The sequence below is a fragment of the Nocardiopsis sp. CNZ308 genome (assembly GCF_004217075.1).
The window spans coordinates 4,531,964-4,545,402 of record NZ_SHKJ01000001.1; the positions used below are offsets into that span (position 1 = coordinate 4,531,964).

Genomic DNA, 13,439 nt, shown 5'->3' on the forward strand with positions numbered 1-13,439 from the left:
GATTCCCCGGGGGTGCTGTGCATGTGCACATAGACTCGGTACCGGGTGCTGAGCGCGGGTGCCGGCGCTGGACTCCGCACGCCGAGCCCGGAAGCCGGAAGCCGTCGAGACGTACGAAGGGAGGCGGCCGTGACGGACCCCGCGGAGCAGGCCCCGCCCGCCGACGGGCCCCGGTCCTGGGCGGGCATGGTCGAACGGCTCGCCGAGGACCGGGAGAACCTCGTCGAGGACTTCCTCCAGCGCCTGGCGGCCCTGGGCAACTACACCGACGGCATGGTCCCCGACACCGACCTGCGCCAGAGCGCCACGGAGACCTTCGACATGCTCACCCGGCGGATCGCCGGGGTGCCCCTGCCCGACCACCTGCGCGACCTCTCCACCCGCCTGGGCGTGCGCCGGGCCCGCCAGGGCGTGGCGCGCGAGCACCTGCTGGAGGCGGTCCGGCTCGACTTCCGCGTGCTCTGGGCGGGTCTGGTGCGCGCGGGCGGGCCGGGGTCCTCGCAGATCCTCGTGCTGCACGCCGAGGAGATCCTCACCACGGTCGAGCAGTACATCAGCGACGTGCAGGCCGCCTTCCTGGAGGAGCGGGCCGCCCTGGAACGCGACTCCCGGGCCGCGGCGGCCCAGGCGTTCTCCCGGCTGCTCAACTCCGGGAGCCGGGCCGCCGCCGTGGCCTCCGAGGTGGCGGGCACCCTGGGACTCCCCGAGCACGGGACCTTCGACGTGGCCTTCGTCGCGGCGCCCCCGGAGCGGGAGCAGCGGCCCGCGGCCCGGGTCCGCGAACGCGGCGGGGGCCTGGCGTGGGAGTTCGACGACGGCGTCGCCCTGGTGCGCGAGACCGCCCGGACGCCGTGGCCGGACCTGCCCCCGGGGGCTCCGGGGGGACTGGTCGCGCGGGTGCGGGGGCTGGCCGCGGTCCCGGCCTCCGTCGAGGCGGCCCGCGTCCTGTCCGGTTACGCCGGCACCGGCGGCGGGTTCGTCCGGGAGGAGGACGTCTGGTCCGCCATCGCCCGCGACCAGCTGCGCGGTCTGATCCCCGGTTTCGGACGCGACCGGGTGGAGCGCTTCGAGCGGCTCGACGCGGACAGCCGGGCGCGGCTGCTGGAGACGCTGACCCACTACGCCGCGACGGGATCGGTCAAGGCCACCGCCGAGGCCCTGTACTGCCACCGCAACACGGTGGTCAACCGGCTCCAGGCGTTCCGCGAGACCACGGGCCTGGACCTGACCGTCCCGGCCGAGGCGGCCCAGGCCCTGGTGCTGTTCTCGGGCCGCTAGCGGACGGGGCGGCCGCACACGGAGCACGTGCGGCCCGGGAGGGGTTCCGGGCCGCACGTGAGGACCTCCGTGCTCTGGCGCTCGTACTCCGACGCTGTCTGGGGGTTCTTCCGAGGGAGGCGTGTGGGGGCGCCGCTACTTCACGCTCACCGCCGTGAAGACCTCGGCCTTGCCTCCGTCCTCCTCCACGGTCTTTCCGGTGGAGGCGAAGTCGAAGGAGGCGTCCTCACGCTTGAAGCGGTAGCTCTTCTGTGGGGAGGCCACCTTGGTGAAGGTCCCGTCGAGGTCGCGGATGCCGACGAAATCGACGGTGTCGGGCACGACCAGCTTGATGCGCTTCATGCTCGGCTGGATGATCCGCATGCTTCCTCTTTCTTTCTCGGTACTCCTCCTGTGTGACGGCAGCACTCTCCGTCTGGTGTCCAGGTCATTCCCCATAACGGAACGATAAAAATCAGGACAGCGATTTTCGTGTGTCCCGTGTCGCTCCGGCGGTGCGCGCCGAACCCGGGTGAACGTGGTGAAAGGAGTGTGTGAACTGCGGGAACACCCTCTGGCGGTCGGATCGGGGCCGGGTCCTGAGCCGGGCAATCTACCCAGGGCCACAAAGGGGTTTCTTTGCTGGCCGAAAACCGTCCCGGGGTTGCGCCCGCGACGTTTCGGGTCTCAGCCGCCGGTGTTGAGCCACCAGACGGAGAGGTTGAGCGCGGTCGCGAAGACCGTCCAGGCCCAGTAGGGCACCAGCAGGACCGCCGCCCACCGGGACCGCCGGGCGAACAGCACGATGGTCGCCGTCAGCGCCACCACCAGCAGGCAGATGTCGACCAGGGCCACCCCGCGCAGACCGGCGGCGAAGAACAGCGGCGTCCACGCCGCGTTCAGCGCGAGCTGGACGAAGTAGAGCGTCAGCTCGGGGCGGGCGCCGCGCCAGCCGCGGCGACGCCAGACCAGCCAGCCCGACACGGCGATCATGGCGTACAGCGTGGTCCACACCGGGCCGAAGACCCAGGAGGGCGGGGCCCACGAGGGCTGGCGCAGGGCGGCGTACTCCGCGGCGGTGCTGGTGCTGGAGAGCACCCCGACGAGCGCGGCGGCGGCGACGGCGGCGGCGAACCCGGCCAGGCCCAGCAGGGACGCGCGGGCGGAGGGGGCGGGTGAGGCGGTCGCGGCGGTCATGGCTACTCCCCGGAATCGGCGGCTGGACGGTGCGGCGCCCGGTCCGCTCCGGAGGCCGTCCGGTGCCGGAGTCCGGTCGAGCCGGTGTCCGTGCGGAGGCGGTCCGCGACCGTGTGTCCCTGTACCGCTACCTCCGTTCTTCCCTCAGTAAACAAGTATCTTGGAAAGCGTGAAGAAAAAGAACCGGGAACGCGGCCGCGCCGCCAAGGCGCTGGGGATCGCCGCGCTCGCCCTGACGCTCCTGCTCGTCCTCGCGGTCGGCGGCTTCGCCGTCTGGGCGCTCAACCCCTACCCGGCGGAGCCGCGGGCGCTGCGCGAGGCCGCGGCCACCCCCGGCGTGGAGGTGGCCGTCACCGACGACGCCGTGGTCGTCGGTTCGACCCACGCCCCTCCCGAGGCCGGAGTCGTCTTCTACCCGGGCGCGCGCGTCGCACCCGAGGCCTACGCCGCGCCCTGGGCGCTGGTCGCCGCCGACACCGCCGTGCGGGTGGTCATCCCGCGGATGCCGCTGAACCTCGCGGTGTTCGACACCGACCGCGCCGACCGCGCCATCGCCGACCACGGCGACGGCGTCGACGCGTGGTACGTGGGCGGGCACTCGCTGGGCGGAGCCATGGCCGCCTCCCACCTCGGCGGACGCACGGACGACACGGTCGTCGGACTGGTCCTGTGGGGCTCCTACGCCACGGAGGGCGCGGGCCTGGCCGGGCGCGAGGACCTCGCCGTCATCTCGGTCTCGGGCAGCCGCGACGGCCTGTCCGATCCGGCGACGGTCGAGGAGAACCGCCTGAACCTGCCGCCCGACGCGCACACGCACCAGGTCCGGGGGATGAACCACGCCCAGTTCGGCGCCTACGGGGACCAGTCGGGGGACCTGCCCGCCGACATCGACGACGCCGAGGCCCACCGCCGCCTCGCCGAGGTGACGGGCGGCTTCCTGGACCGGTAGGGCCCGCACGTGCCAGGAGCCCGCACCCCCGGGGCGGTACGGACTCCTGGCACGAGGGGGATGGAGTGTTTCACGCGGCGGCGGAGCGGGAGCCGCGTACCAGCACCACGGCGGCCAACAGCGCGTCCTCCGCCTCGTCCAGCGCGGCCTGGACATGGTGACCGTCCGGAGCCGAGTGCACGGCGATGAGCGCGTGCGCCGCGCACATCGCCGCCTCCGCCGCCGCACCCGGCCGCGAGGGGGCCGGGTCGGTCGCCCACTGCCAGTCGCTGACGGTCCGCTCCATCCTGCGGTACAGCAGGGCCTGCCCCACCTCCCGGTCCTGTACCGCGTGCGCCCACGCGTTCGGCGCTCCCTCGGCGGGGCGCACCGAATCCGGACCGGCCTGGATCTCCGCCGCGGCGATCAGACTCTGCGCGAGCGCGGGCACATCCTCCTCGTGCGCGCCGCCGCTGCGATGCTGGGGATCGAACACGGGAGAGAGCCCCAGAGCGGTCAGCGCACGCACGATCGGTCCGGGGTCGCCGATACCCTGCGTCATCTCAACCTCCGGCTGTCTGCTTTGGCACATCTCCAGCCCTCTACCCAGTCATCGGCCACTTCCCGAACGCATTCCCAGCGTTTTCGTCGAAAAACTCGGATGAGTACTACGGAGGTGCAACGACACGGCCGCGTGTCGGGTTCCTACCGTCCGTCGCGGACCACGTGAGTTCGGGGTGTCCAGGCCCCGCCGGAGCCGACCCCGGGGGACGGGGCCAGTCGGCGGGGGCGGCTCACCCGGTGAGGAAGCCGCCCAGGGCCGCGGCCAGCTCCTCGGGGGCCTCCTCGGCGACGTGGTGCCCCGAGTCGATGCCGTGGCCGCGGACGTCGTCCGCCCAGGACCGCCAGACACGCAGCGGATCGCCGTACAGCTCCTCCAGGTCGTCCCGCAGCGACCACAGGACCAGCGCGGGGCACCGGACGCGGACCCCGGCGGCGCGGTCGGCCTCCTCATGGGCCCGGTCGACGGTCAGACCGGCGCGGTAGTCCTCCAGCATCGCCCGCACCACCTCGGGATCGCGTACCGCCCGCCGCCACTCCTCGTGGTTCTCCCGGCCCATGCTCCGCGGGTCGCCGGTGTACCAGCGGTCGGGGTCGGCGTTGATGACGCGCTCGGGGACCTCCGGCTGGGCGAAGAAGAACCAGTGCCACCACCGCGTGGCGAACTCGGGCGTGATCCGCGACAGGTGCTCGCTGATGGGCAGGCAGTCGATGAGCGCCACCCGGGAGACCAGTTCGGGGCGGTCCAGGGTCAACCGCAGGGCCACGTAGCTGCCCCGGTCGTGGCCGACGAGCGCGAACCGGTCGTGGCCCAGCAGGCGCATCACCGCCGCCATGTCCGAGGCGACCGCGCGTTTGGAGTGGTTGGCGTGGTCCGGCGAGGGCGCGGGGCCGCGCGAGCGCCCGTAGCCCCGCAGGTCGGCGCAGACCACGGTGAAGCCCCGTTCGACCAGGAGGGGCGCGACGCGGTGCCAGGTCGCCGAGGTTCGGGGGTGGCCGTGCAGCAGCAGCACGGCCGGGCCCCGGCCGCCGTGGCGCACGAAGACGGTCGCGTCGCCGAGCGGGACGTACTGGGAGGTGAAGCCGTCGAACATCGCCCCAGTATCCCCGCCGCCGCCCCGCCGGTACAGGCCCCGGCGCGGACCCCTCCGGCCGTCGGGCCGCCCCTGTGAGGGCGGCCCGACGGATCGGGGCCGCGTCGCGAGCGCGGTCCCGGAGCGCGGCGGGCCCGGCCGGGCCGGCCGCTCAGTCCCCGGCGTTGATCCTCGCGACGAGCGCTTCGAGTTCGTCCAGTCCCGTGGGGCCGAAGCTCGCCAGGCGGCGGATCGGGATCGATGCCATCATCCGCGCCATGTCCACCCCCATGGCGTTGTCGGAGCCCTCGGCCGCCGGAGGCGTGAAGGCCCGGGCGAGGAGGGCCGCCCCCCTGGAATCGGCCATGACCTCGCCCAGCGTGGAGTCGAGCGTCACCGGCAGGCGCAGCGCGTCGCCCTCGACGGCGATCGCCGCCGTGGCCCGCAGGTCGCGGCTCGAAGCGCCCGCCGACACCACGTACTCGCCGCCCTCGACGACCCAGCGGTCGGCCCGCACCTCCCAGTACGCCAGGTCCTCGCGCGACAGCAGGACGCTGACGCGCTCGCTGTGACCGGGTTCCAGGGTCACGCCAGTGAAGCCCTTCAGCTCACGCGGCGCCCGCGACACGGCCGAGTCGGGCTTGGCGACGTAGAACTGCACGACCTCGCGCCCGGCCCGCTCCCCGGTGTTGGTCACGGTCAGGTGCGCCGTGATCCCGGTGCGGTCCTGCTCCAGTTCGAGGTCGGAGTAGGCGAAGCTCGTGTACGACAGGCCGTGCCCGAAGGGGAAGGCCACCTCCATGTCGCGGGCGTCGTACCAGCGGTAGCCCACGTACAGGCCCTCGCCGTAGAGCACCGCGGAGTTCTCCCCGGGGAAGTTGAGGTAGGCGGGGGTGTCCTGCAACCGGACCGGCACCGTCTCGCCGAGCCGCCCCGACGGGTTGACCCGGCCGAACAGCACGTCGGCGACCGCGCCGCCGCCCGCCTGACCCAGGAGGGCCCCGTCCAGGACCGCGGGGGCCAGCTCGGCGACGGGGGCGAGCCGCAGCACGCCGCCGTGGGAGAGCACGACGACCGTGCGGGGCTGCGCCCGCACGACGGCCGCGAGCAGGTCGAGCTGTTCGGCGGGGAGTTCGATGTGCTCGCGGTCGAAGCCCTCGGACTCCTGGTGCTCGGCCAGGCCCAGGAAGACCACGGCGGTGTCCGCCGCGGACGCGGCGCGCACCGCCTCCTCGCGCAGGGCCGCCGCGCCGCCCGGTTCCGTGCCGTCCTGCGCCTGGTCGGCGTAGCCGGGGGCGAAGGCGACCGCGCCGGAACCGGCCAGGGCGCGGATCTCCTCCAGCGGGACGTCCACGCGCGTGGGGTTGACGTGGGAGCTGCCGCCGCCCTGGTAGCGCGGGTTCCGGGCGAAGCCGCCGATCACCGCAAGTGAGCCGCCCGGGTCGAGCGGCAGGAGCGCGCCGTCGTTCTTGAGCAGGACGACGCACCGCGCGGCCACCTCGCGGGCGAGGGCGTGGTGGTCCTCGACCTCCCGCGCGCCGACCTCCAGGGCGCGTTCGGTGTCCGCCGCGCCGTCTTGGCGGGAGCCGCGCGCCCTGGCGGCCAGGGCGGCCACGCGGGAGGCGGCCGTGTCCACGTCCTCCGTCGAGCAGGCCCCGGCCTCCACGGCCGCGAGGAGCCGCGCGTCGCTCGCGCCGCCGTCACCGGGCATCTCCAGGTCCAGCCCGGCGGCGACCGCCGCGGGCCGGTCCTGCACCGCGCCCCAGTCGCTCACGACCACGCCGTCGAAGCCCCACTCCTGGCGCAGCACCGTGGTGAGCAGCCAGTGGTCCTCCGAGGCGTAGACGCCGTTGATGCGGTTGTAGGAGCACATCACGGTCCACGGGGCGGACGTGCGCACGACCCTCTGGAAGGCGCGCAGGTAGATCTCGCGCAGCGTGCGCGGGTCGATGTTGGAGCTGGAGCGCATCCGGTCGTGCTCGGCGTTGTTGGCGGCGAAGTGCTTGAGCGAGGCGCCCACGCCGGTGCTCTGGAGGCCGCTGACCCAGGCGCCGCCCAGGACACCGGTGAGGAGGGGGTCCTCGGAGAAGTACTCGAAGTTGCGCCCGCCGCGCGGGTCGCGCTTGATGTTGATCCCCGGGCCCAGGAGCACGTCCACGCCCAGCGCCCCGGCCTCGGCGCCCAGGGCCGCGCCCACCCGCCCGACCAGGTCGGGGTCCCAGCTCTGGGCCAGGCCGACGGCGGGCGGGAAGCAGGTCGCGGGCAGGCTCTCCGCCAGGCCCAGGTGGTCGGTGGCACCGGCCTGTCGGCGCACGCCGTGCGGCCCGTCGGTGAGCACGAGCGAGGGGACGTCCCCCACGGCCTTGGTCGTCCAGAAGTCGGCGCCGCTGCTCAGCGAGGCCTTCTCCGCCAGTGTGAGCCCGCTCAGGTCGGGGTTCGGGTCGTGGGTCATGGGTGGCTCGCTCCTGTCCAGAGGAAACGGAGGGCTGTGGCGCGTCCGTGCGAAAACAGTACGTCATGCGGTTTTCGCGCGGCAAGTGCTACAGTCGCGCCATGGCGAGACGGGGTTCGTACGCGAAGGGCGTGGCCAAGCGCGGGGAGATCCTCGACGCGGCGCTCACCGTCATCGGGCGCGACGGGTACAGCCGCGCGACGGTGCGCGAGATCGCCGACGCGGTCGGACTCAGCCAGAACGGCCTGCTGCACCACTTCGGGAGCAAGGAGCGGCTCTTCGTGGAGGTGCTGCGCCACCGCGACGAACTCGACCTGCTGGCCTACGGGGAGGGCGCCGACCGGGGGTCCGGGGCCGACGGCCGGAGTCCTGACGCCGCTGAGGGGCGCCCCGACATCGCCGACTCGCTGGTCCGGCTGGTCCGGCACAACGCCGAGGTGCCCGGCCTCGTGCAGCTGTACTCGCGTCTGTCCGCGGAGGCCGCCGAGGAGGAGCACCCCGCCCACGACTTCTTCCAGGAGCGCTACGCCAGGGCCCGCGGGATCATCGCGGAGGAGATCCGGCGCCTCCAGGGGGAGGGGCGGCTCTCCGCGGAACAGGACGCCGACCGCCTGGCGGTACTGTGCGTGGCCCTCATGGACGGCCTCCAGACGCAGTGGGCGTACGACTCCGGCGTGGACATGGCCGACCACATGGCCCACTTCCTCGACCTCGTCGGCCCGAGGCCCGCCGCGCCGGATCCGGAGCGGGAGGGACGGGCCTCCGAGGGCGCGGCCCCTGAGGGCCCGGCTCGCGGGGGCTCCGCCGGCGAGAGGTGACCCGGGGCCCCGCCCGCCCGGAGCCGGGCGTCCACCCGCGGAAACCGGGGCGGCTCCGCCCGACGCGCGGGCGACCCGTCCGCGGGCGACCCGTCCGCGGGCGGCCCGTGGCGGCGCCGTCGCGGGCCGGGGCGCGGCGGCCCACCCCATGAGCGCCCTCCCGCCCCCGGCGAGCGCCTCGGCGGCCGGGGCGTGCTCGTGTGCGTCCAGGGGGACGGCGCGCGTGGCGCCGTGGTGGGGCCAAACGCCCATGGCCCTGCGGTGGAAGGGGGAGTGCGCGGGGCCGCGAGCGCGGGGCCGTGCGCCGACGTTCGGGTTCTCCGGGGGCGAACCCCGGCTGCCTCGCGGACCCGGGGGAGCGGATTCCGGTGTGGTTGGGGAGGTTTTGAGGTGATACGGACGCGATCGTGGTACGGTTATGAAAATCATTTCCATGCAGTCTGTGTCACATGACCGGAGGCCCGTGACGTGTCTGGAGGCAGGCGACGGCGCCCGGCGCCGGGGACGGCGGGCACGCCGTTCACCGTGAGGACCGACCGGGCGGCGGCCTGAGATGCCCCGGGTGTCCCAGTACGACGACGTCGTCCTCAAGGCCCTGGGTCGGAGCACGCGCTTCCGCAGCTGTCAGGAGATCCACCTCGCCCTCTCCGGAGGGCGCTCCCGTGCCCGCAGGCCGCCCAGCCTGTCCACCGTCTACCGCACGCTCCACCGGCTGGCGGAGGAGGGCGTCCTCGACACCCTCCACTCGCCCGGGGGAGAGCGCCTCTACCGGCTGTGCAGGACCTCCTCCCGCCACCACCACCTGCTGTGCCGGGTCTGCGGGCGGGTGGAGGACATCGCGCAGGCGGACGAGCTGGGGAGTGTCGTCGAACGCATCCGCGAGGACAGCGGCTACGGCTCCCTGGACTACTCCTTCGAGCTGTCGGGCGTGTGTCCGGGCTGTACCTAGGCAGCCCGCACACGACCCCGGCGCGGCCCCGGTGGGGGTCCGCCCGGTGCGGGCGACACCGCCGCCGTCGGTTCCGCCGCCCTCGCCCGGGCGGCGGACGCCGACTCCCCTGAACCGCACCCCCGTCGCACGGGACCACGCGATCGTCCTGTCGGCGGGGGTGCACCCCGCCCCGCCCGAGGCCGGGGTCCCGCACCGCCCGGACCCGGCGCCGGCCGTCGCGTCCGGCCGCTGAGCGAGCACCCCCCGACCACGCCGCAGACACTGGAGGACACCATTTCCGCCATCGACCACCACTCACCGGTGGCCGGGTTCTTCGATCCCGTCGGCCGCCGGTACAGGGCCGCCGGCACGCCCGTTCCGTGCGCTGCGCCGAGCGGCCCGGACACCGTGCGCGGCCCCTTCGCCGGCACCGGCGCGGAGACCGGGGCGCTGGCCGGGTGAGCGCCGCACAGGACACCACCCCGCACACGCGGATCCCGCCGGAACCGGAGACCGGCCGCGCGACCTCCCCGCTCGACGTCCTCCTGGAACCCGTCAGGGGCCGCGTCCGCGCCGCCGTGGCCCTCCAGGGCCTGGCGGGCGCGCTCGGCCTCGTCCCCCTGATCTGTCTGGCCGAGGCGGCCGCCGCGCTGCTCGCCGACGGGCCGACCGACACCGCCCTGGTGTGGACGCTGGTCGCGGTCGCGCTGGCCGGAGCGGTCGCCGCCCTGGCCGCGGGCACCGCCTCCACCCTGGTCGGCCACCTGGCCGACAACGACATGCAGCTGTCCGTGCGGCGCGCCCTGGCCCGCCACCTGGGGAGGGTCCCGCTGGGCTGGTTCTCCGGCCGCGGCTCGGGCCGGGTCAAGAAGGCCCTGCACGACGACATCGAGGACGTCCACTCCCTGGTCGCCCACACCCTGCCCGACCTGGCCGCCGTCGTCGCGGTCCCCGTGGTCGCCCTGGCCTACCTCGCCCTCGTGGACTGGCGTCTGACCCTGGTCGCGGTGCTGCCGGTGGCCGCGGGCGTCCTGCTGTTCGCGCGGGCCATGGCCGGGTCGATGCGCAAGATGGCCGAGTACGCCGAGGCGATGGGCGCGATCAACACCGCGACCGTGGAGTTCGTCGACGGCATCCAGGTGGTCAAGCACTTCAACGGGCACCGCAGGGCGCACGAGCGCTTCACCCGGGCCGCCGACGCCTTCGCCGACTTCTTCGTCTCCTGGTCGCGCGCCACCACCCCGGTCACGGTCGCCTCCTTCCTGCTGCTGTCGGCGCCCACGGTCACCGTCACCGTGGTGGCGGCGGGAGCGGGCTTCGCCGCCCTGGGCTGGAGCGAACCCGTGTCGGTGGTGGCCTTCGCCCTGCTGGCCCCGGCGCTGTGCGCGCCGATGAACCTGATCGGCTCACGGGTGCAGCAGATCCAGGCGGCGCGGGCCGCCGCCGGACGGGTCCGCGACCTGCTCGCCACCCCGCCCCTGCCCGAGGGCTCCGGCGCGGGGCCGCGGGGCGCCCGCGTGGTCTTCGACGGGGTGCGCTTCGCCTACCCGGCCCAGGACGGCGCCGAGGGGGACGGAACGGGGGAGGAGGTCCTGCGCGGTGTGGACCTGGTCCTGGAGCCGGGCACCGTGACCGCCCTGGTCGGCCCGTCCGGCGCGGGCAAGAGCACCCTGGCCACCCTGCCCGCGCGCTTCGCCGACGTCACGGCGGGCGCGGTCACCGTAGGCGGGGCGGACGTGCGCGACATCCCCGCCGAGGAGCTGTACCGCACGGTCGGCTTCGTGTTCCAGGACGTGCGGCTGCTGCGGGAGACCGTGGCCGACAACATCGCCATGGGCCGCCCCGGGGCGACCCGGGAGGAGGTGGAGGAGGCCGCCCGCGCCGCCCGCGTCGCCGAACGGATCGGGGCGCTGCCGCGCGGCTACGACTCCGTGGTGGGCGAGGACGCCGACCTGTCCGGCGGCGAGGCCCAGCGGGTCTCCATCGCCCGCGCCCTGCTCGCCGACACCCCCGTGCTGGTTCTGGACGAGGCCACCGCCGCGGTGGACCCGGTGTCGGAGGCGGCCATCCAGGACGCCCTGAGCGAACTGGCCCGGGACCGCACGGTCCTGGTGATCGCGCACCGTCTGAGCACCGTGGCCGGGGCCGACCTCATCGCGGTCATGGACGAGGGGCGCGTGGTGGAGCGCGGCACCCACGGGGAGCTGCTGGCGCGCGGCGGCCGGTACGCCGACCTGTGGCGAGCCCAGCACCCGGACGCCGGTGACGGGGCCGTCAGCGACGACGCCGGTGACGGCGCACGAGACGAACCGGGAGAAGACCAGTGATCCGCGCCTTCCTCAAGGCCCTGGGCCCCGAGCAGGTCGGGCCCATGCGCGCGAGCCTCGCCCTCACCACCTTCGTCTCGGCCCTCCAGGGTGTGCTGTTCGCCCTCCTGGTGCCCGTGCTGACCCACCTCCTGGGCCCCGACCCGGACCGGGCCGGGCCCTGGACGGCCGTCCTGCTCGCCGCCACCGCCGCCTACGCGGTCCTGCGCGCGGGCAGCCTCTACCTCAACTTCCGCGTCGGCGGCGCACTCTCGCGGGGCCTGCACCGCCGACTCGGCGACCACGTCGTCCGCCTGCCCCTGGGGTGGTTCACCGGCGGCCGGGTCGGGGAGCTCAACCGCCTCGCCACCGACGGCGTCTCCCGGGCCACCAGCCTGCCCGTGCACCTGTACCCGCCCCTGGCCGACGCGGTGGTCACCCCCCTCGTCTCGGTCCTGGCCCTGTTCGTGTGGGACTGGCGGATCGCGCTCGCGGCCGCCGCCTGCCTGCCGCTGCTGTGGATGGTCTTCACCCTGTCCGGGGAGGCGGTCGGGCGCAACGACGCCGCCCGCGACGCCGTCACCGACGAGGCCGCCGACCGGGTCCTGGAGTACGCCCGCGCCCAGCCCGTGCTGCGCGCCTTCGGCAGGACGGACAAGGGCGGCCAGCGCCTCGACGCGGCGCTGGAGGCCGAGCACGGCGCCGCCCGCCGCCTGCTGCTGCGCGCGGTCCCCGCCCTGCTCGGCTACTCCTTCGCGGTGCGCCTGGCCTTCGGCCTGCTCCTGGTGGCCACCGTGCTCCTCACTCTCGGCGGCACCCTCGACGCGCCCCTGGCGGTCGCGCTGCTCGTGCTCGTGGCCAGGTTCGTCCATCCCCTCTCCGGCGCGGCCGACCAGGGGTCCGCCCTGCGGATGGCGACCAACGGGCTCGACCGGATCAACGCCGTGCTGGAGGCGCGCCCCCTCCCCGAACCGGAGGCGCCGGTGCCGCCCCGGGGCGCGGACGTGGAGTTCGACGACGTGTCCTTCTCCTACGCACCGGACGGGCCCCGCGTCCTGGACGGGGTCTCCTTCCGGGCCGCTCCCGGGACGCTCACCGCCCTGGTCGGGCCCTCGGGTTCGGGCAAGACCACCGTGGCCCGGCTGCTGGCGCGCTTCCACGACGCCGACGCGGGCAGCGTGCGCATCGGCGGGGTGGACGTGCGCTCGGTCGGCGGCGAGGAGCTGTCCCGGCACGTGGCGATGGTCTTCCAGGACGTGTACCTGTTCGACGCGAGCATCGCCGAGAACGTGCTCCTGGCCGACCCCGCGGCCACACGGGAGGACCTGGACCGGGTGGCCGCCGCCTCCGGCCTCGACGCGGTGGTGGCCGCGCTCCCCGACGGGTGGGACACCCGCGTCGGAGAGGGCGGCGCCTCGCTCTCGGGAGGACAGAAGCAGCGGGTCTCCATCGCCCGCGCCCTGCTCAAGGACGCGCCCGTGGTCGTCCTGGACGAGGCGTCGGCCGCCCTGGACGCGGAGAACGAGGCGCTGCTGACCGCGACCGCCGTCTCCCTGGCGCGGGAGCAGCGCACGGTGCTCGTCATCGCGCACCGGCCCGCCACCGTGGCCGCCGCGGACCGGGTGGTCTTCCTCGACGCCGGACGCGTCGCCGAGACCGGGACCCCGGCGGAGCTCCTCGCCGCGGGAGGGCGCCACGCCGAGTTCGCCCGCGCGCGCGAGCGGGCCCGGGGCTGGAGGCTGACCGCCCAACCCTCCTGACCGTGGCCGACGGGCCGACCGGGACCGGTCCCCGACCGCGTCCGCGCGCGGGGGAGTGGCGGGCCTCACTCCGCCGCGTGGTGTGGGCCTCTCGTGCGGGTCCGGACCGCCTATGACCCCGGCGACCGAGAGCCCCTGGGACAAACCGGGTATCCC

Annotated in this window: 11 protein-coding genes; 6 read left to right on the plus strand and 5 right to left on the minus strand. The window is 74.8% G+C overall.

The window, feature by feature from the left end; all coding sequences use genetic code 11:
• The first annotated feature begins 129 nt into the window (after window positions 1-129).
• Window positions 130-1,278 carry a helix-turn-helix domain-containing protein gene (locus EV372_RS19495; protein WP_130397147.1) on the plus strand — a complete coding sequence of 383 codons (1,149 nt, stop codon included), beginning with the start codon at window positions 130-132 and terminating at the stop codon, window positions 1,276-1,278.
• Window positions 1,279-1,413: 135 nt separating this feature from the next.
• Here EV372_RS19495 and EV372_RS19500 read toward each other — a convergent pair whose 3' ends face one another.
• Together EV372_RS19500 and EV372_RS19505 are read right to left on the minus strand one after the other, a co-directional pair.
• Entirely contained in the window at window positions 1,414-1,641 is a 228-nt protein-coding gene (locus tag EV372_RS19500; protein WP_130397148.1) for a hypothetical protein, read from the minus strand.
• 303 nt (window positions 1,642-1,944) lie between these two features.
• On the minus strand, window positions 1,945-2,454 hold the full coding sequence (locus EV372_RS19505) for a TspO/MBR family protein (protein ID WP_130397149.1): 510 nt from the start codon (window positions 2,452-2,454) through the stop codon (window positions 1,945-1,947).
• 169 nt (window positions 2,455-2,623) lie between these two features.
• Between EV372_RS19505 and EV372_RS19510 the strand changes: the two genes are divergently transcribed.
• Window positions 2,624-3,403, plus strand: coding sequence for an alpha/beta hydrolase (locus tag EV372_RS19510; protein ID WP_130397150.1), 780 nt, complete (start codon window positions 2,624-2,626; stop codon window positions 3,401-3,403).
• Window positions 3,404-3,473: 70 nt separating this feature from the next.
• On the opposite strand, the gene EV372_RS19515 is transcribed toward EV372_RS19510, so the two are convergent.
• The 3 genes from EV372_RS19515 to EV372_RS19525 form a co-directional block, all read right to left on the minus strand.
• Window positions 3,474-3,944 carry a hypothetical protein gene (locus EV372_RS19515; protein ID WP_130397151.1) on the minus strand — a complete coding sequence of 157 codons (471 nt, stop codon included), beginning with the start codon at window positions 3,942-3,944 and terminating at the stop codon, window positions 3,474-3,476.
• Window positions 3,945-4,176: 232 nt separating this feature from the next.
• Entirely contained in the window at window positions 4,177-5,037 is an 861-nt protein-coding gene (locus tag EV372_RS19520) for an alpha/beta hydrolase (RefSeq protein ID WP_130397152.1), read from the minus strand.
• Window positions 5,038-5,188: 151 nt separating this feature from the next.
• Entirely contained in the window at window positions 5,189-7,468 is a 2,280-nt protein-coding gene (locus EV372_RS19525) for a glycoside hydrolase family 3 C-terminal domain-containing protein (protein WP_130397153.1), read from the minus strand.
• A gap of 101 nt (window positions 7,469-7,569) precedes the next feature.
• Between EV372_RS19525 and EV372_RS19530 the strand changes: the two genes are divergently transcribed.
• From EV372_RS19530 to EV372_RS19545, 4 genes are all read left to right on the plus strand, one after another.
• Complete coding sequence (locus tag EV372_RS19530) at window positions 7,570-8,286, plus strand: TetR/AcrR family transcriptional regulator (protein WP_486483998.1); 717 nt, start codon at window positions 7,570-7,572, stop codon at window positions 8,284-8,286.
• Between the two features lie 553 nt (window positions 8,287-8,839).
• The gene (locus EV372_RS19535) at window positions 8,840-9,235 is read left to right on the plus strand and encodes a Fur family transcriptional regulator (RefSeq protein ID WP_130397154.1); all 396 of its coding nucleotides are present in this window, start codon (window positions 8,840-8,842) and stop codon (window positions 9,233-9,235) included.
• Window positions 9,236-9,675: 440 nt separating this feature from the next.
• Complete coding sequence (locus EV372_RS19540) at window positions 9,676-11,544, plus strand: ABC transporter ATP-binding protein (RefSeq protein WP_130397155.1); 1,869 nt, start codon at window positions 9,676-9,678, stop codon at window positions 11,542-11,544.
• A complete protein-coding gene (locus tag EV372_RS19545; protein WP_130397156.1) occupies window positions 11,541-13,283 on the plus strand; it encodes an ABC transporter ATP-binding protein in 1,743 nt (580 codons plus the stop codon). The genes EV372_RS19540 and EV372_RS19545 overlap by 4 nt, the downstream gene beginning before the upstream one ends.
• Window positions 13,284-13,439 lie beyond the last annotated feature (156 nt).